Here is a 17056-nt window from a genome sequence, read left to right on the forward strand (position 1 = left end):
GCAAGGCAGCGCTAGACTTGAGTATTCATGATTTCCTGATAGGCGCTGACCAGCTTGTTTCGCGCCTGAACCATCGTCTGGAACGACAGGCTGGCTTTCTGCAGCGATACCATCACGTCCTGCAGATTGACCTCCTTGTTGTCGCCCAGCTGAAACTGCTTTTGCATCTCCTCCGATGTCTGCTGCGCCGAATTGACCTGCTCTATCGTTGATTTGAGCACGTCGGAAAAGTCGACCTGCGGCGTCTGCTGAGTCGCCTGCGGCTGTTTGCCTGAAGCCAGCGCCGCCGCGCTTTTCAGCTCGCCCAGCAACTGGTCGATATTATTGACTGACATGGCTACTCCGTGCCATTTCCCTCTGGAACATCTCCACCGGCATCCGCAGCGTCTTCATCACGGTAACGCTGCAATTTATAGCGCAAAGTGCGCTCGCTGATGCCCAGTTTCTCCGCAGCCAGCTTCTTCACTCCGCCGACTGCCGCCAATGTTTCCAGAATATGGCGTTTTTCAAGGGTTTTCATGTCGGTTTCACCCGACACCGAACTGTCCGATTCGGACTCTGTCCGGGTAAACTGCCCCACGCCTGCAATATCGCCCAGCATCAGATCGGCGGCAAGAATTTCCGCCCCGGCGGCAAGAATGACCGCCCGCTGCACGACATTATCCAGTTCGCGGATGTTACCCTCCCAACTATAGGCCGTCAAATGACGTTCCGCATCCCTGGAAAATACCAAAGACGCTCGCCCGGCGGCCTCTGCATGTTTTTTAAGCAGGAATCGTGCCAGCGGCAGGATATCATCCTGGCGCTCGGCCAGCGCGGGTATCCGCAAGGGAAAGACATTCAGACGAAAATACAGGTCTTCCCTGAAATTTCCCGCCTCCACCGCCGCCTGCAAATCGCGGTTGGATGTGGCCAGCACGCGGATGTCCAGCTTGATGGCTCGAGTGCTGCCTATCCGCTCCACCTCGCGCTCCTGCAGCACCCGCAGCAGCTTGGCCTGCAGCGGCAGCGGCATCTCGGTCACTTCGTCCAGCAAAATGGTGCCCGCCTGAGCTTGCTCGAACTTGCCCGGCAGCGCCTGCGCCGCGCCGGTGAAGGCGCCGCGCTCATGGCCGAACAGCGTGGACTCCAGCAGATTGTCCGGGATCGCCGCGCAGTTGACGGCGACGAAAGGCCCGGCGCCGCGCCGGGAATGGCGATGGATGTAGCGCGCCAGCACTTCCTTGCCGCTGCCGCTGGGGCCGGAAATCATCACGCTGGCGTCGCTCTGCGCCACCCTGCCCGCCAACGCGAACAGCTGGCGCATCGCAGCCGACTCCGCCACCACTTCCCCGCCATCGTCGCCCGGCATCGCCAACAGATGCTTCTCCACCTCGGCGAGCAGGCTCTGCGGCTCGAAGGGCTTGAGCAGATAATGGGCGGCGCCGGCCCGCAACAGCTCGATCGCGCGCTCGATCACGCCATAGGCCGTCATCAGGATGAAAGGCACGCCGGGATAGCGCTTCTTCGCCTCCTCGAACAGGTCGTAGCCGTCCATCGGCGCCATCTGCGCGTCGGAAATGATCAGCCCCACCGGCTCCTTGGCCAGTTTCAGCAAGGCGGCGCCGCCGTCGGCGGCCTCCAGCGTCGGATAGCCGGCCAGCGACAGCGTGTCGACGATGGCTTCGCGCAAGTCGGCGTCGTCCTCGACCACCAGAATCGGAAGATACTTCATGGAGTCCAATGCTTCTTATTATGGTTATACCGATGGCTGGCGCTGATGCGCCAGCGTGACCAGCCGCTGGGCGATGCTGCCGAGCGCCAGCACCTCGTGAGTGGCGCCGATGGCGATCGCCTCCTTGGGCATGCCGAACACCACGCAGCTCGTCTCGTCCTGGGCGATGTTCCAGGCGCCGGCCTGCCGCATCTCCAGCATGCCGTTGGCGCCGTCGCGGCCCATGCCGGTCAGGATGACCCCTATGCTGTTCTTGCCGACCAGATTGGCGGCGGAGCGGAACAGCACATCCACCGACGGTCGATGGCGATTCACCGCCGGACCGTTGTTCAGCGAGGTGCTGTAGCCTATCGTCGGCGCGCTCTTGATCAACAAATGGGAATGGCCGGGCGCGATGTAGACGGTGCCGGGTTGCAGCCTTTCATTATCCTCCGCCTCCTTCACCCGCAAGCGGCACAGCGAGTCCAGCCGCTGCGCGAACGAATGGGTGAACATTTCCGGCATGTGCTGGGCAATCAGAATCGGCGGCATATTGGCGGGCAGCGTGGTCAGCAGCGTGCGCAAGGCCTCGGTGCCGCCAGTGGAGGAGCCGATGACGATGACGGTCTGGCTGGCCAGCGGCGTCTTGGTCGGCTGGCGCGGCAGGATCACGTCCGCGCTGTGGCTGGGGACGATTTCCAAGGGAGTCTTGTTCGCTCGCTCTCGCGAAGTCAAGGCCATGTTTTTACCTTGCAGACAGAGTTCGCCCGCGCGGCCGTCGGCTTCGGCCCGCCCAGGCGTGACTGGGTTGTTTCAGATAGCTTAGCAGGAGCGCCGACTCCGGTCAGGCGTTCAACGCAATCCGGCCTCTATCCGGGCCAGCCAGGCATCGCAGGCGGCCTCCAGCAGGTCCAGCACCTGCTCGAAACCTCGGTCGCCGCCGTAATACGGGTCAGGCACCTCCCGCCCCTCTCCCAACGGCTCCAGCATCAGGTGCAGACGATCGTAGAACTCCGGCGGACAACGCCGGCGCAGGTCGTCCAGGTTATGGCGGTCCGCGGCCAGGATCAGGTCGAAATCGGAGAAGTCTCCATCAGCCACCTGGCGCGCCCGCTGCGCGGAAAGATCATATCCCCGCCCGGCGGCGGCGCGCATGCTGCGCGCGTCCGGCGGCTCGCCAACGTGATAACCATGGGTGCCGGCGGAGTCCAGCCGGATCCGCCCCGACCACCCCGTCGCGGCCAGCCGTTCCCGCATCACGCCCTCAGCGGTGGGTGATCGGCAGATATTGCCGTGGCAGACAAACAAAATAGATATTTTCTTCATACAAAACAAAGATATATGAATTAAATTAGCCAAAAAAAACACATCAAACTTTGCTCATACCCGCACATCTCAGCACAAAGAAATCAGTAGCTTATGAGCGAATGTTGACATGAAATTTGCCTTTCAACTACCAATACACGCAGGCATAGGAGCCGCATCAACCCCCATCTTACATCCATATAAGCACTACCAGCCCCACACCCAGCAGAAATAGCCCGCCCACCCCAATTCATTACTCAATAGACAACATCAATAAAATCAAATAAGTAACAAGACCCGCTAACAAAACCTGTCGATAAATCGCAGACAGATCAATGAGAAAGCCAGTTTGAGCAAGGCGTAATGCGTATCCAGCCGCCGCTCAAAGCGGATGCGCAACTTGCCGAAGCTAGCTAGCCAAGAATGAGTACGTTCTACCACCCAACGGTGGCGACCCTGTCTCTCACTGCTTTCCACTCCACGACGAGCAATTCGCGCCAAGATTCCGCGCCGGCTCAGGTGTTCACGGCAACGGCGGTAATCGTAGCCTTTGTCTGTATACAGCTTGTAAGGCTTTTGCCTGGGCCGCCCTGGCAAACCAGGAACAGCAGGAATCGCATCGACCAAAGTTTCGAAGACCATGGAGTCGTGTCGGTTGGCGCCGGTAATGCTCAGCGCCAGTGGCAAACCTCGGCGATCTACGATGACGTGCCGTTTGCTACCGCATTTACCTCGATCGGTGGGGTTGGGACCGGTCCCTTGGCCCCCGGGGGGCTGGCAACGCTAGCCCCATCAATGCTGGCCCGGCTCCAATCAATTTGATCGTGTTGGCGCAGTTGTATCAGCAGGGCGAGGCGTAGGCGGTCCCATATGCCTAGCGCTTGCCAGTCGCGTAGTCTTCGCCAGCAGGTCATCCCGCTGCCAAAACCGAGTTCCTGTGGAAGGTCCTCCCAAGGAATGCCGGTGGTGAGAACAAACAAGATGCCGTTGAGCGCTGCAAAATCATCCAACCGTGGCCGCCCACCTCGGCGGGAGCGCGGTGGCGGGGGGAGTAGCGGCTGCAATGACTTCCAGAGCTTCTGACTGACGACTTTCCGTTTCATCTTCGCCAAATGCGGGCATACGCATCCAGCATCAAAAGGTTTTGTTAGCGGCGCCAAGCGCATTTTTGAAATTTTTTATTGAGTGAAGGGATGGTTAGTCGATTTAAATGGCAAGTTCGAGTTGGATAGTTGCAGTTCAAAATGATGTTGAATTATTATGACAATGGCTTTGCTGTGTTGAATAATAATTTATGCATAGAGAACTGTGATGAGAATGATGAGAATAGGCCTTCCGCTAAGTGCTTTAGGGGGAGCGCCAATTGAAGATGGGGCTGCAAAACAAACTTCAGCTCCGCCTGCTAGTCAGAATATTGCTTCTCAACCACAAGCCATCGCTGCTAAAGCAAGTGTTGCTATTACACCATCGACAATTGTCACTCTGAGTGGACAAAAAGTTGCAGAGCAACATACTTATGCAGAGCCAAAAGCGACCGCATCTCCTAATTCCGCACCATCGCAAGTATTCGGATGTGTTGGTGGTGGTGCATATGGTATTGTGGCCGGCGTGTGCAATGATGGATCGGGAAATAAAATTGCATATGCTGGCGTTGGCACGCCAGGAGCTGGGGGCATGGCCGGTACTGTTGTGAATGGGACAGCCGCAGACCACCTAGCTGGTTTCTCTGGCACGGCAATAGCACCAAATGGAACCGGTATAGGTTATGCGCCTGGAACACCCGGAACGGTATCGACAGTGGTCGGAACACCTGGTGCAAGTGTGACATATGGCGTGTCGCTAGGCTCCAGTAGTGAGTCCGGCAAGCCGTATGAGTTTAGTACTGAGCCCAAGGTTACTACGAATCCATATGAATGTACCAAGTCTGAATATGAAGGGCCATTCGGTATTGGGTCTGGTAATGTATTTGGTAGTGATGCCGGTAGTACGATTGAGCCTGGTGGTGGATTTAGTGAAGGTGGTGGTGGCGGTGGTGGTCACTATGAGTTTGAAGAGCAAATGGCATAAAGCCAAGCTTTAATTAGATAACCTTGCACACGTTAGTGTGCAAGGCTTGCTGCAAGGTAATTTGCAATGTGGATGCAGAAAGTTGTGCCGGCTTTATTCATGATCCCTTTTTTTTATTATATATATTGGGAGATGGGGCGCCGTGACAAGATTGCGCGTGATATGGCAAAGAAGTGGTTAGAGACGAACCACCCCGGTTGTGTGATTAAGGCCATGAAATCTTCTAAAGCGCATATGCCAATTGTTGTCGTACTGAGTGTCTATACGCCAAAGAATGAAGATTTTGAAATCAAGCTGAGAGTGGGAACTGTTTTTGGAGGAATATTTTCTGACAAGGTTGAGGTTGTATATGTCCGGAAAATTAAAAAAGTGAATATTAATGAGTAGTGAGTATTGCCTATGATTTGAAGTGACTTTGTTGCACAAATCACCCTCCCAGCAGGCGGGGTAGAATGACGGCATGAGCAAGCCCGCCCCGCCCAAGTACAAGACCACTAACTGGAAGACCTACAATGCCGCGCTCAAGGCACGTGGGTCGCTGATGATCTGGTTGGACCGTGATATGCGCTGGCATGGCTCTGCGCTCGACAAACGTGGACGGACACCGACCTTCAGCGATGCCGCCATTCAGTTCTGCCTGACGATCAAATGCCTGTTCAATCTTGCGCTCCGACAGGCAGTGGGTATGGTGCAAAGCCTGCTCAAACTGGCGGGACTGGACTGGCTGACGCCGGACTACAGCACCGTGTGCCGGCGGCAAAAACATTTGCAGGTGGCCATTCCTTGCCGTCCAACCACGACCGGGCTGCACCTGTTGATCGACAGCACCGGCATCAAGATGCTGGGTGAAGGCGAATGGAAAACGAAGAAACACGGCGCGGAGTACCGCCGTCAGTGGCGCAAGGTGCATTTGGACATTGATGCGCAGACGCTGGAAATCCGGGCGATTGAAATGACCGACAACGCGGTGGGCGATGCGCCAATGTTGCCGGAGTTGCTGGACCAGATTCCCGCGGGGGAAAGTATTGCTGCAGTAAGTGGCGATGGTGCCTACGACACCAAAGGCTGCCATGAAGCGATTGCCAAGCGAAAAGCCGAGGCGGTGATTCCTACCCGGAAGAATGCCAAGCCGTGGAAGGAAAATCGGTTGGGCGCCCATGTCCGAAACGAGATACTGCGTGCTACCCGGCTTCTGGGACGAGCGATCTGGAGGAAATGGAGCGGTTACCATCGCCGCAGCCTGGTGGAAACCAAGATGCACTGTTTCAAGCTGCTGGGCGAGCGGGTAATGGCAAGGGACTTCGACCGTCAAGTCGCAGAGCTCCAAGTGCGAGCGACGATCTTGAACCGCTTCACGCGGCTCGGGACGCCGATGACGGTGCGCATGCCATAAATCCGTCCGGGGAAAGGGGGCTCTGTATGCCAAAGCCTATTTATGCAACAAAGCCCACCTAATTATCAAAATAGCGGCACCGACATTTCGAAACCTCCATTTCAAATCACTCGATGTGCCAAAAAAGCAATGCATCGAAAAACAAAGCTGTACTTTAAGACATGAAATCCATATTTCCCGCCCAAATACCCACATTCCAGGGATTTATATATTGCGCCATCGGTCAATTGAAAATAGCATGCAGTCGGCATGTCAATGGCGGTTGGCATTAAGAAAGTCGCCCAACCTCATTCATATTGCATCCTGCCTTAGCGTTTCTTGACAACCTCATTTCAAGGAGTGGCAACATGGCAAATACCCTACTTCCCAATCAGGTCCTCGGCATCAATGAATACCTGCTGTCGACCAACGGCGCCTACCAGCTGATTCTGCAAAGCGACGGCAATCTGGTGCTGTACCGGATGGCCAACCACCACCCGCTGTGGGCCTCCAACACCAATGGCAAGGACGCCATGCGCGCCATCATGCAGACCGATGGCAACTTCGTGCTGTACGACTTCCACGGCAAAGCGCTGTGGGCGTCCGGCACCAACGGCAAGCCGGGATGTTTCGTCACCATGCAGGATGACGGCAATCTGGTGATCTACGAGCCCAAGATTCCGGTCTGGGCTTCCAATACCGCCCAGTAAGCCGCAACCGCCCGGACGCGCCGCCATGGCCGCGTCCGGGCAGCTCATCTTTTCGACTTCGCGCCCGTCGACTGCGCGCTCTAGCTCAAACGCCTTGCGCCAGCGCTTGCAACTGTCCGCGCATCTCCAGCACCAGCTGCCATACCCGCTCCGCCGCCGGAGACAAGGTACGGTTGCGCCTGCGGATCAGCACGATGCGGCGGCTGGCCCCCGGCGACAATCGCCGCGCCGCCAGACCGCAATCCGCCGGCAAGGGCATGGCCAACCCAGGCGACACGCTGACGCCGATGCCGGCGGCCACCATGCGGAACACCGAGTTGGAATGGCCCAATTGCTGCGCCACCGGACAATCCAGGCCATGTTCGCGCAACAGTTGGTCTATCAGCGGCCGGCTGCCAGAGCTGCCGTCCAGCAATACCAGCGTCTCTCCGTTCAACTGCCTCCATGCCACCGATTCGCTCGCGGCCAGTCGGTGATCGGCGCGGCACACCAGCCAGAAGTCGTCGACCAGCACCGTCTGCTGTTCCAGATCGTCGCAAGGCTCCGGCTCCACCACCAGGCCGAAGTCCACCTCGCCGCCGCGCACCGCCGCGACGTTCAGGCGTTGAACCTGGTCGTGCAGATGCAGGCCCAGCTGCGGATAGCGCTCGCGGCTGGCGGAAACGATGGCCGGCATCAGGCTCGCCGACAGCGTTGGGCTGCTGGCGACGTGGACGCTGCCCAGCGCCTGCTCGCTCTCCTTGCGCGCGGCGTCCAGCACCTCGTCCAACTCCGCCAGCGCCCGCCTGAGCTTGGGCAGCAGCCGCGCGCCGGCCGCAGTCAGCGCCACTTCGCGGGTGGTGCGGTCCAGCAAGCGCAATTCCAGCGCCTGCTCCAGCTCGCGCACCGTGCGGCTGACCGCCGGCTGGGTCAGGCCCAGCTCATCGCCGGCCCGGCTGAAACTGGCGTGCTCGGCCACCCGGCAGAAAGCTCTTAGCTGCCTCAGCGTGAAATTCATAAAAATATCTTTTTAATTGATCAGATAAATGCATTTGTATTCTTAATTAATCCGCGCTTCAATAGCAAGATCAAACAACGAATGCCCGATGCCATGCCCAAGCTGTTGGACTCCTTCACCCTCGCATTGCTGGCCACCGTCACGCTGGCCAGCCTGTTGCCCTGCTCCGGCGAGGCCGCGCAAATCCTCAACCTGGCCACCAATCTGGCGATCGGCCTGCTGTTCTTCCTGCACGGCGCCAAGCTGTCGCGCGAGGCGGTGGTGGCCGGCGCCGGCCACTGGCGGCTGCACCTGACCGTACTCACCTGCACTTTCGCGCTGTTCCCGCTGCTGGGTCTGCTGCTCAAGCCGGTGCTGACGCCGCTGGTGACGCCGGAGCTGTACCTGGGCGTGCTCTACCTGTGCATGCTGCCGTCCACCGTGCAGTCGTCGATCGCCTTCACCTCGATGGCCCAGGGCAATGTGCCGGCCGCCATCTGCAGCGCCACCGCGTCCAATCTGCTGGGCATTTTCATCACCCCGCTGCTGGTGGGCTGGCTGGTGGCCGGCCACGGCGGCGCGGCGCAGAACATGGGATCGGCGCTGGACATCGTCTACCAGTTGCTGCTGCCCTTCATCGCCGGCCAGATCGCCCGCCGCTGGATAGGCGGCTGGGTGGACAAGCACAAGGCCCTGCTGAAATACGTGGACCAGGGGTCGATCCTGATGGTGGTGTACACCGCGTTCAGCGCGGCGGTGACCAGCGGGCTATGGCAACAGACGCCGCCGACGGCGCTGGCCGGCCTGCTGGCGGTCAACGCCATCCTGCTGGGCCTGCTGCTGGCGATCACCTCGCTGGCCGGCCGCAAGCTGGGCTTCAGCCGCGAGGACCAGATCACCATCTTGTTCTGCGGCTCGAAGAAGAGCCTGGCAAGCGGGGTGCCGATGGCCAAGGTGCTATTCGCCGGCCACGCGATCGGCGCCATCGTGCTGCCCTTGATGCTGTTCCACCAGATCCAGCTGATGGTGTGCGCGATGCTGGCCCAGCGCTTCCGCAAACGGCACCTGGCCGAAGCCCGCGCCTGACAGCAAAAATCCCCGCCGCAGCGGGGATTTTTCATCGACACGCCGTCAGGCCTGCCGCGACAGCGAGGTGATGACCGGCAGCGACTCCTTGCCGTAGCACAGCCGGCTAGGGCGCACCCGCATCCTCACCAGCGACAGCAACAGACTGAAACCGGCCTGGTTGGGATCGATCACCGGCACGTAGCAGCCCAGTGTCGCCTCCAGCAGCTGCTCCACCCGGCGCGCCACGCCGACGAAGCCGGTGCAGCCCAGCAGGATGGACTGCGCACCGTCGCGGCGCACGGCCTCCAGCGCGCACTCGTACACCTTGGGCACCACCACATCCATATTGGACAGCTGGTCCACCGGGCAGTCTATCGCGCGGATCGAGCTGAACGAATCCTGCAGGCCGTAAGCCTGGACGTGGCCATGCTGCATCGCCAGCGTCGACTGCAACACGGTGACGATGGAGAAGCGCTGGCTGAGCAGCAGCGCGCTGAACGCCGCCGTCGGAAAGCCGCCGACGATCGGGATGTTCACCGCCTCGCGCGCGGCTTCGACGCCGCACATGTCGAAATCGCTGAGCCAGATGCCGTCGAAACCTTCGCGCTCCAACTGCAGCGCCGTCTCCACCACGGCCAGACCGTTCGCCAGCCAGTCGATACGGTCCTGGATGTGGCTGGTGCCGCGCGGCAGGTTGCGCACCTCCACCTCGACATCGGCCGGGATCACCGGGCGGATGGATTCCAGTATCGGCTGGTTGAAGGTATCGACGCCCACCGGCACCAGCACGCAGATGCGCAAGCTCATCGCGCGCCCTCCCGGCCGGCGTCCACCGGCGCGTACGGCCCCAGGTAGCCAAGCTGCGCCAGTTCGTCGGCGAAACTCTGCAGGATCAGTCCCTTGCGCAGCGGCGCGGCGGCCGGCAATGCGATCACCGCCGCCTTGCGGCCGCGCACGGCCGGGTCCAGGCCATGGTCATCGCCCGACAGGTCGCCGTTGCTGAACACATGCTGGCCATCACCTTCGACGAAGTAGCTGATGGCGTCCGGCGCGGTCGCCAGCGGATGGGAGACCGCGCTGTCCCAAGCCAGCAGCGATTCGTTCTGGTACAGCACCGTGCAGCGGCGCTCGCCGTCCTCCAGGCTCACCTTGCCCAGATCGAAGCCGCCGGCGGTGCTCACCTCGGACGACGCCAGCGTCGCCGGGCCGAACAGCAGCTTGCCCTTGATGTCGAGCTCACGGCGCAGGAAGTCCAGCATCGCCTCCGCGGTCTTCACCTTGCCGTCCTGCAGCGCGCGGCCCAGCTTCAGCGCCCGGCTCAGGGTGCCGCGCACCGGCAGCGCTCCGCCCAGTTGTTCCGGCGACATGATCCACATCGCCAAGCCGCCGAATTGTCCGAACTGCGGATTGGTCAGAATGGGACGCAGCATCTGCTCCACCACGGTGGAAACATCTTCCTGCGGCTTGCCGTCCGGCGGCGGCATGCGCACGCCCAGCTCCACGCACAAACCGCTCTCGCCGGCCAGGAAAGCGGGCGTCGGCGGGATGCCGGCGGCGGCGTAGGTCAGCATCGGCAAGGACGGCACCGCGCGGCCGGCGCCGTCGGCGTCCACCACCGCCAGACCCAGCTTGGCCGCCACCAGGCTGGCCACCACGAAACCCAGCGCGCCGCTTTCCGGCGCCACCACGTAGGCCAGCTTGCGTCCCTGCGACTCCAGCCGTTGCTGCGCGGCGCGCGCGGCCTCCACCGGCCCGTTCGGCCATTGCACCTGGTTGATCGCATCCGGCGCGCCCATATAGGCCACCATCACGCAGTCGCCGTCGGTCGCCTCGTCCACGTCCACCACCCGCACCTTGTCGGTCGGGTAATAATCGCCGCTGCGGAAATTCGCCGCCAGATGACGGGCGGAAATCATCGTCCCGCCGCCGCCGCTGCCGAAAAAGCACGCGCCTTGCAGCAAGGGTTCCAGATCGCGGGATGAAAGTTCAAAAGCCATGGCTTGCACCTGTTGTTGCGTTATGGTCGGCGCGGCCGCCCGGCAAGCCGCCGAGCAGGCGACGCGCCCTTTGCAGCACGGGGTGGGCCGGCTCCCCGCGGCCATCGCAGGCCCGCAAGGTGGTTTCCAGCATCTCCCGCGCCTGTTCTTCCCTGCCCGACGCGGCCAAAAGATCCGCCAGCCGGGCCGCGGCCTCCACCCTGGGCGGCACCGCGCCCAAGGCTTCCGCCGTGGTCAATGCGCTGCGCAAGCCTTGCTCGGCGCCGGCCGGATCGCCCTGCGCCCTCAGCGCGCTGGCGCGCGCGATCAGCAACTCGCCCAGATAGGCCCGCTCCTTGTGCGCCATCGCCAGTTCCAGCGCCTGCTCGGCCAGCGCCCTGCTCTCGGACGCCCGTCCCGACGCCAACAACAGCTCGCAGCGCCGCCAGGCGTAGAAGGAGTGGAACAGCTTGCCGCCATGGCGCAGCATCTGCCCCTGATAGCCCTCTTGCATCGCGGCCTCCGCCTCCTCGTCGCGGCCGCTGCGGGCCAGATGGCAACCAAGGAAAAACTGGGCGATGCCCAGGTAAAAAGCGAAGCCGTGCTGCCGGGACAGCTGCTCCATCTGCGCCGCCAGATCGCCCAGCGACGCGTCTTCGAACAGGCAGGCCAGCCATACCGCGCCCTGCAGCGCGATGGCGTGGCTGAAGGGCTGGTCCTCGCCGGCCCGCCTCGCCAGCAGCGCCTCCAGCGCGCTCCGCGCCCGGGCGAACTGCCCCAGCTGGAAGGCCGCCAGCCCCTCGAAGGTCAACACCAGCCCGCTCAGATCAAAACCCTGGGTGCCCATGCGCCGCCCCGGGCCGCCGCCCAGCAAGCCGCCCCGCTCCAGGCAGGCCAACACCTCGGCGTGGTCGCCCAGCCAGAACAGGGTGTTGGCCATCACGAAATGGGCGTCGGCCAGCGCGCAGGCATCGCCGGCCGCTTGGCCGCGCTGCAGCATCTGCTGCGCGGTGCCGCGCGCCCGATCCAGCTCCAGCGACATCAGCTGGCTGGTCCAGATGCCGAACAGGATGGACATGATCTCCGGCTCGCAATCCAATTCTCTGCCCACCGCCAGCGCCGCCTCGTAGCAGGACAGCGCCTCGCCGTTGGACCAACCATGCCGCGCGCTGTGGCAGATGCCCAATTGGCGCAGCAGGTGGAAATGCTCCGCCCTCGCCTCCTGCTGCAGCGCCGCCTCCTCCAGCAAAGCCAAGCCGCGCGACAGAACGCGGGACGCCTGCTCGAGATCGCCCGCCTCCAGCAGCCTCCCGCCCTCTTCCAGCAGCCGGCGCAGCGTCTGGCGCTTGTCTTCCCGCGCGCCCAGCCTGCGCTCCACCACTTTGCGCCCCACGCCCAGCAGGCGCGCGGCCGCGGCCTTGTTGCCCTGGCACAACTGCAGCGCCCGGTTGAGCAGCAAGGTCTCCGCCGCCGCCAGCTTGTCCTCGCCCGGCAGCGCCAGCATCGCGTCCGCCAATTCGTCCGCGTCGGCCTGCCACGGATGAGCGTGCGGCTCGAGGAATTCGTCCAACGCCGCCGCCGTGATCAGCGGGCCGTCGGACAGCACGCCCAACCTGTCCACCAGGCTGCGCAGCTGGCGCACGTTGCCGGGCCAGCGGCTGTTCTGCAGCCGCAACACGGCGTCGGGCGCGAAGCGCAGCGGGCGCGGCTGCGTCGCGGAGAAATGTTCGACCAGAGAAGGGATGTCGTCGCGGCGCTGCTCCAGCCCCGGCAGGCTGAGCACGAATACCGACAAGCGGTAGTACAGATCCTCGCGGAAACGGCCATCGCGCACCGCCGCTTGCAGATCGCGATGGGTGGCGGCCACCACCCGGCCGGCGAAGTGCTGCGGCTCGGCCGAGCCCAGCGGGCGGAAGCTGCGCGTTTCCAGCACCCGCAGCAGCTTGGGCTGCAAGGCCAGCGGCAGCTCGCCGATCTCATCCAGGAACAACGTCCCCCGGCCCACCTGGGCCAGCAGCCCGATGCGGCTGCCTTGCGCGCCGGTGAAGGCGCCGCGGGCGTGGCCGAACAGCTCGGCCTCCATCAGGTGCTCCGGAATCGCCGCGCAGTTCAGATCGATGAAAGGCTGGCCAGACACCTGGCTGTGGCGATGCAGCTCATGGGCGATCACCTCCTTGCCGGCGCCGGTGGGCCCCCAGATCAACACCGTCTTGTCGGTCGGCGCCACCCGCCGCACCAGTTGCAGCAAACGCTGGAAAACCGCCGACTGGCCTATCGCCCGCTCGGCCGGATCAGGCGGGACGGAAAGCGGAGAAACATCGTGTGCGGGAATGTCCATGGCGACCTTGAGCAAAGAGCGCGCCAAACTGGCGCGCCGAATATGGCAAGGCATTATGCCAATGACTTTCAAAATGACAAGGTGGACAAGCCGGGATGGCGCGCCGATTCATCCACCCGAAAATCGGGATATGGACGAATTCGTCCATCAGACGGGATGCCGAATCGGGACAAGCTCAATGAATACAATAATTTACAGACTGGCACGCTTGCTGCTGTAGACAGCGGATGCCTCCGCAGCGGCCATAGCCGGCCGGCAGCGAAAAAAACACACCCGGACATTGGGCATGAACGCTCGCTACACCATCAATATTCTCAACAACAGCCGACACACTCAGGACTTCTTCCTGTTTCAGGAACCTGCCCGCTATGCCGGCGCGGACAGCGCCGTCTACAGCAACAGCCTCTACCACAGGACGCTGCCGCCGATCTCCGAGACCGGCTCCATCCTGATCCTGGAACTGTTGTCATCCAGCTTCGCCGCCGCCCAGGCCCGCCTTGATCGGGCGCCGCGCGCCGGCCTTCCCTCCGGCCAGGCCATGTCCTGCCAGCCGGTGCGCGCCTCGCGCTCAGGCCAGCCCGCGCCCAACGCAGTCACCATGAGCCTGGGCCCCGAACCGGAGCTGAGCGCCCCCCGCCACCACCCCGGCGTGGATGAGGAGGCGTTTCGCATCAGCATTCCCGACTACGACGCCGGACGGCGGCCCTGCAATGTCGGCCAGGCGGTGCGCACCGGCGACGGCCGCATGGTGATGTCCAGCTTCATCGATGCCCAGCCGGACAGCCACATCGATTGCGCGCCGCTGCCGCGCTTCTATGCCGGCGTCGGCCGCCGCCACGCCGGCACCGTCATCGACTTCGACAACAGCAGGCAAGGCGCGGCGCTGTGCGACGCCAGCGAAGGCCACACCACCTTCAATCTGATCTACGACCATCGCGGCGACTGGATCGTCGAAGCCGTCAAAGGCCGGCCCGCCTGGCAGGGCTGAACTCAACGCGCTTGCGCCGCCGCGTCCGACGCCTGCCGCTTCAATAGCTGGCGGTAGTGATCGATCAACTCGGGACCATGCAGGGCGTCCAGGTGGCCGGCGATGATGGTATCGATGTCCAGCCCGCTGAGCGCGAGCCTGTCCAGCGTCTTCGGGTATTCGTTCAGATCGGCGTAATGGAGATTGCCCAGCTCCTGCTTGAGGATGCAGTTGCCGTACAGCACTTTCTCCTCCGGGAAATAGACGAAAATGCCGTCGCGGGTATGCGCCGCGCCCAGATGAAACGCCTTGACCTTGCCACCCTGCAATTCGAAATCGCCGGGAAACAGCTGATCAGGCATGGAGACGGGCAGCGCCGGGTAATCCGGAAAGCCCTGCCGGGTAAAGGCGACGATGTCGTCCCAGCCGCGGCTCATCTCGTCGGCCGTCTGCCGGGTGGCGACGACGCGGGCGCCGATCGACTTCCAGTACGCGTTGCCGCCGGCCCGGTCGGTGTGATAGTTCGGATTGATCACCTCGGCGATCGGCTTGTCGGTGACCGCGCGTATTTGCCGCGCCAGTTCGCGGGCGGTGTCCGGCGTCCAGGTGGCGCCCACCACCGTCACATGCTCCGCGCCGACGTAGACCGCCGAGTTCTCCTTGGCGTAATAATCGTCTTCCACCACGTACACCCCGCCCTTCAGGTGCTTGAGGCTCAGGCCGCCCTGCGCCGCGCAGGCCCCGGCAGCCAGCGCCAGGCCCAGCATCGCGCCGGCGAATTTAAATATCCTGTGCATTTTATTTTCCATTTATATTTCAAATAAAGGCGGCGATTTCCCGAATTTCCATTTTTGTGAGAACTCGCCGCTCGCCTGCCGCTCCAAAATCGCGGTTCCTGCCAAACCTTGATCTTGGCAAGATTCTAGCCAGCCCGGCCCGGCGGGGTAAACCGCGCGAACCGTAACTGCCGTAACCTGAAATAATGACTGCCGACGCCATCCATTTCGAACTCACCCCGCCCTACCGCCATGCCGGCAAACCCGTGCGCTTCCAATCGCTGTGGCTGCTGGTCCGGCTTTACTATGCCGCGGCCCACGAAGACGGCATGGTCGCGGTCGCCGCGCTGCGGCAACGCTTTCCCGCCAGCCGAACGCCGCGCATGCTGGTTTCCCGCGCCTTCGCCGATTTCGCCGCCTGGGGCGTGGAGGTTGGCTGGGGCGCGCCGCGGCGCGAACCCGCCTCCTTGCTCAATCCGGACGGACGCAGCCGCGGCCCTTTCTGGCTGGCCTCTGACGGCATGGCCCGGCTGGAATTTCTGACGAATGGGCAGCCGGCGGACCGCCGGCAGCTGGAACAATTCCTCGGCCTGGAGCCGGCCGCGGCGGAGGGTCCCGATTCGATTTCGCAACTGGAGGCGCTGACCCGCGGCCTGGATTACTGGAGCCAGCTCACCCAGGCGATCCGCGACGAGCGCGACGGCATGGGCAGGCTGGCGGGCCCGCAGGTGGCAGCCTCCTTCCATGCCGCCAGCCTGGCCGCGCACAACGATTTCCAGCAGGCGCTGGCCCTGACCAAGGAAAGCCTGGCCTGGCGCCGCAGCGCGCAGTTCGACGACAGCCGGCTGGCGCTGAAAAAACTGGGGCAGGTGCTGGACGGCCGCCGCTTCGAAACCGCCCAACCCACCTTCTCCGCCATGGCCTGCATCGCCCGCGCCTGGGACCATTACGCGCGCGGCGAACCCGACGGCGCCGAGGCCTGCCTCGCGCAGCTGCGCAATCCGGGAGAGCTGCAGCCGGTCTATCGCTACAACCCCCGCGTGCGCTTCGAATGCCTGAACCTTGGCGCGCTGCTGCACAAGCAGGCCGCCATCGCCGGACAAGCGCCGGAACGCGCGGAGGCGGCGCTGCGCGACCTGTCCGGCGCGCTGGAAGCCGCCTACGAGGCGGACTCCATCGACGCCGCCCAGCACGTGGCGGCCAATCTGGGCTGGTGCCTGTGGCTGTTCTGGAAACAGGCGCTGGTCGATCCGCAACGCGCGCTGCCGGTCGCGGACATGCAGCGGCTGGCGATACGCTGGCTGGGGTTGTCGGAATGGATTTGCGATCGCTTCGGCGTCGGCAACGGCTCGGCGTGGAACGTCGTCTTCCTGCTGCGCATCGCCCGCGGCGATTGCCCGCGGACCAAGCGCCCGGCGCTGGCGGGCTTCCAGGCCGCGCGGCCGTTCCCGCTGCAGGAGATGCGCCGGGCGCTGGCCCTATCCCCTTGCCCGTTTTCCGCCGCCAAGGGCTACCGCAGCTGGACCGCCGTCGCCGAGCTGACCCTGGACGAGCACGATCAGGGCCGGCTGCCGCTGACGCCGCTGCAACTGGCCAATCTGCTCTTGGAAACGCTATGGTTCCAGGCCTGGGAAGGCGGCGTCAGCCGGCAGGCCTGCGCCAGCGCGCTGCGCCTGAAACAGCTGCTGCCGCAACTGCGGCGCGGCGAGCGCAGCTTCTTCCGCGACGAGCTGGCTTTCCTGCCGCAGGAGTTGCTGGAGCCGGCCTGAACGGCCCGCTCGGCCAAAAAGACGCAAAAAACCCCGCGT

At 62.9% G+C, this 17056-nt stretch carries 17 protein-coding genes; 7 read left to right on the forward strand and 10 right to left on the reverse strand.

Annotation, left to right across the window (positions count from 1 at the left end; all coding sequences use genetic code 11):
• Nucleotides 1–11: 11 nt before the first annotated feature.
• The 5 genes from fliE to ACX17K_RS11920 all read right to left on the reverse strand — a co-directional run bounded on the left by fliE (nt 12) and on the right by ACX17K_RS11920 (nt 4101).
• Nucleotides 12–335: a flagellar hook-basal body complex protein FliE gene (gene fliE / locus ACX17K_RS11900; RefSeq protein ID WP_021477700.1), complete on the reverse strand. Its 324-nt coding sequence runs from the start codon at nt 333–335 to the stop codon at nt 12–14.
• Between the two features lie 2 nt (nt 336–337).
• Nucleotides 338–1714 carry a sigma-54-dependent transcriptional regulator gene (locus ACX17K_RS11905; RefSeq protein WP_493774963.1) on the reverse strand — a complete coding sequence of 459 codons (1377 nt, stop codon included), beginning with the start codon at nt 1712–1714 and terminating at the stop codon, nt 338–340.
• A gap of 24 nt (nt 1715–1738) precedes the next feature.
• Complete coding sequence (locus tag ACX17K_RS11910) at nt 1739–2395, reverse strand: chemotaxis protein CheB (RefSeq protein ID WP_493774964.1); 657 nt, start codon at nt 2393–2395, stop codon at nt 1739–1741.
• Between the two features lie 150 nt (nt 2396–2545).
• Nucleotides 2546–3019: a low molecular weight protein-tyrosine-phosphatase gene (locus tag ACX17K_RS11915; protein WP_493774965.1), complete on the reverse strand. Its 474-nt coding sequence runs from the start codon at nt 3017–3019 to the stop codon at nt 2546–2548.
• A gap of 279 nt (nt 3020–3298) precedes the next feature.
• Nucleotides 3299–4101 (reverse strand): IS5 family transposase gene (locus tag ACX17K_RS11920; protein ID WP_493774966.1). Its coding sequence is split into 2 segments (ribosomal slippage): nt 3299–3774 and nt 3774–4101, totalling 804 coding nucleotides; the frame shifts between segments, so codons are not numbered across the junction.
• Nucleotides 4102–4309: 208 nt separating this feature from the next.
• Here ACX17K_RS11920 and ACX17K_RS11925 point away from each other — a divergent pair.
• The 4 genes from ACX17K_RS11925 (at nt 4310) to ACX17K_RS11940 (ending at nt 7147) form a co-directional block, all read left to right on the forward strand.
• Complete coding sequence (locus ACX17K_RS11925; protein ID WP_493774967.1) at nt 4310–5065, forward strand: hypothetical protein; 756 nt, start codon at nt 4310–4312, stop codon at nt 5063–5065.
• A 66-nt stretch (nt 5066–5131) separates the two neighbouring features.
• The gene (locus ACX17K_RS11930; protein WP_493774968.1) at nt 5132–5452 is read left to right on the forward strand and encodes a hypothetical protein; all 321 of its coding nucleotides are present in this window, start codon (nt 5132–5134) and stop codon (nt 5450–5452) included.
• A 73-nt stretch (nt 5453–5525) separates the two neighbouring features.
• A complete protein-coding gene (locus ACX17K_RS11935) occupies nt 5526–6458 on the forward strand; it encodes an IS5 family transposase (protein WP_493774969.1) in 933 nt (310 codons plus the stop codon).
• A 347-nt stretch (nt 6459–6805) separates the two neighbouring features.
• The gene (locus ACX17K_RS11940) at nt 6806–7147 is read left to right on the forward strand and encodes a hypothetical protein (protein WP_076226191.1); all 342 of its coding nucleotides are present in this window, start codon (nt 6806–6808) and stop codon (nt 7145–7147) included.
• A gap of 85 nt (nt 7148–7232) precedes the next feature.
• Here the strand turns inward: ACX17K_RS11940 and ACX17K_RS11945 are convergent, their stop codons facing one another.
• Complete coding sequence (locus tag ACX17K_RS11945; RefSeq protein ID WP_493774970.1) at nt 7233–8144, reverse strand: LysR family transcriptional regulator; 912 nt, start codon at nt 8142–8144, stop codon at nt 7233–7235.
• 93 nt (nt 8145–8237) lie between these two features.
• Between ACX17K_RS11945 and ACX17K_RS11950 the strand changes: the two genes are divergently transcribed.
• The gene (locus ACX17K_RS11950) at nt 8238–9209 is read left to right on the forward strand and encodes a bile acid:sodium symporter family protein (protein WP_493774971.1); all 972 of its coding nucleotides are present in this window, start codon (nt 8238–8240) and stop codon (nt 9207–9209) included.
• Nucleotides 9210–9254: 45 nt separating this feature from the next.
• Here ACX17K_RS11950 and ACX17K_RS11955 read toward each other — a convergent pair whose 3' ends face one another.
• From ACX17K_RS11955 to ACX17K_RS11965, 3 genes are read right to left on the reverse strand one after another with little or no spacing between them, the layout of a single operon-like run.
• On the reverse strand, nt 9255–9998 hold the full coding sequence (locus tag ACX17K_RS11955; protein ID WP_021477693.1) for an aspartate/glutamate racemase family protein: 744 nt from the start codon (nt 9996–9998) through the stop codon (nt 9255–9257).
• Nucleotides 9995–11188: an S-methyl thiohydantoin desulfurase family protein gene (locus ACX17K_RS11960; protein WP_493774972.1), complete on the reverse strand. Its 1194-nt coding sequence runs from the start codon at nt 11186–11188 to the stop codon at nt 9995–9997. The genes ACX17K_RS11955 and ACX17K_RS11960 overlap by 4 nt, the downstream gene beginning before the upstream one ends.
• Nucleotides 11178–13505 (reverse strand): sigma-54 interaction domain-containing protein, encoded by a 2328-nt coding sequence (locus ACX17K_RS11965; RefSeq protein ID WP_493774973.1) that lies wholly within the window; start codon nt 13503–13505, stop codon nt 11178–11180. Before ACX17K_RS11965 ends, ACX17K_RS11960 begins: the two co-directional genes overlap by 11 nt.
• Nucleotides 13506–13791: 286 nt before the next feature.
• On the opposite strand from ACX17K_RS11965, the gene ACX17K_RS11970 reads away from it, so the two are divergent.
• Nucleotides 13792–14493: a hypothetical protein gene (locus ACX17K_RS11970; RefSeq protein WP_493774974.1), complete on the forward strand. Its 702-nt coding sequence runs from the start codon at nt 13792–13794 to the stop codon at nt 14491–14493.
• Between the two features lie 2 nt (nt 14494–14495).
• Here the strand turns inward: ACX17K_RS11970 and bla are convergent, their stop codons facing one another.
• Nucleotides 14496–15269, reverse strand: coding sequence for a subclass B2 metallo-beta-lactamase (gene bla / locus ACX17K_RS11975; protein ID WP_493774975.1), 774 nt, complete (start codon nt 15267–15269; stop codon nt 14496–14498).
• A gap of 185 nt (nt 15270–15454) precedes the next feature.
• Between bla and ACX17K_RS11980 the strand changes: the two genes are divergently transcribed.
• Nucleotides 15455–17017, forward strand: coding sequence for a hypothetical protein (locus ACX17K_RS11980; RefSeq protein WP_493774976.1), 1563 nt, complete (start codon nt 15455–15457; stop codon nt 17015–17017).
• The last annotated feature ends 39 nt before the right edge of the window (nt 17018–17056 follow it).

The organism is Chromobacterium sp. INPA-IVC, from assembly GCF_059047085.1.

Bases quoted from the DNA above. Each gene is read 5' to 3' on its own strand.
- ACX17K_RS11935 (WP_493774969.1), top strand. From the start codon at position 5,526: ATGAGCAAGCCCGCCCCGCCCAAGTACAAGACCACTAACTGGAAGACC.
- ACX17K_RS11960 (WP_493774972.1), bottom strand. From the start codon at position 11,188: ATGGCTTTTGAACTTTCATCCCGCGATCTGGAACCCTTGCTGCAAGGC.
- ACX17K_RS11955 (WP_021477693.1), bottom strand. From the start codon at position 9,998: ATGAGCTTGCGCATCTGCGTGCTGGTGCCGGTGGGCGTCGATACCTTC.
- ACX17K_RS11980 (WP_493774976.1), top strand. From the start codon at position 15,455: ATGACTGCCGACGCCATCCATTTCGAACTCACCCCGCCCTACCGCCAT.
- ACX17K_RS11950 (WP_493774971.1), top strand. From the start codon at position 8,238: ATGCCCAAGCTGTTGGACTCCTTCACCCTCGCATTGCTGGCCACCGTC.
- ACX17K_RS11970 (WP_493774974.1), top strand. From the start codon at position 13,792: ATGAACGCTCGCTACACCATCAATATTCTCAACAACAGCCGACACACT.
- ACX17K_RS11940 (WP_076226191.1), top strand. From the start codon at position 6,806: ATGGCAAATACCCTACTTCCCAATCAGGTCCTCGGCATCAATGAATAC.
- ACX17K_RS11930 (WP_493774968.1), top strand. From the start codon at position 5,132: ATGTGGATGCAGAAAGTTGTGCCGGCTTTATTCATGATCCCTTTTTTT.
- ACX17K_RS11965 (WP_493774973.1), bottom strand. From the start codon at position 13,505: ATGGACATTCCCGCACACGATGTTTCTCCGCTTTCCGTCCCGCCTGAT.
- ACX17K_RS11905 (WP_493774963.1), bottom strand. From the start codon at position 1,714: ATGAAGTATCTTCCGATTCTGGTGGTCGAGGACGACGCCGACTTGCGC.
- bla (WP_493774975.1), bottom strand. From the start codon at position 15,269: ATGCACAGGATATTTAAATTCGCCGGCGCGATGCTGGGCCTGGCGCTG.
- ACX17K_RS11925 (WP_493774967.1), top strand. From the start codon at position 4,310: ATGAGAATGATGAGAATAGGCCTTCCGCTAAGTGCTTTAGGGGGAGCG.
- fliE (WP_021477700.1), bottom strand. From the start codon at position 335: ATGTCAGTCAATAATATCGACCAGTTGCTGGGCGAGCTGAAAAGCGCG.
- ACX17K_RS11945 (WP_493774970.1), bottom strand. From the start codon at position 8,144: ATGAATTTCACGCTGAGGCAGCTAAGAGCTTTCTGCCGGGTGGCCGAG.
- ACX17K_RS11915 (WP_493774965.1), bottom strand. From the start codon at position 3,019: ATGAAGAAAATATCTATTTTGTTTGTCTGCCACGGCAATATCTGCCGA.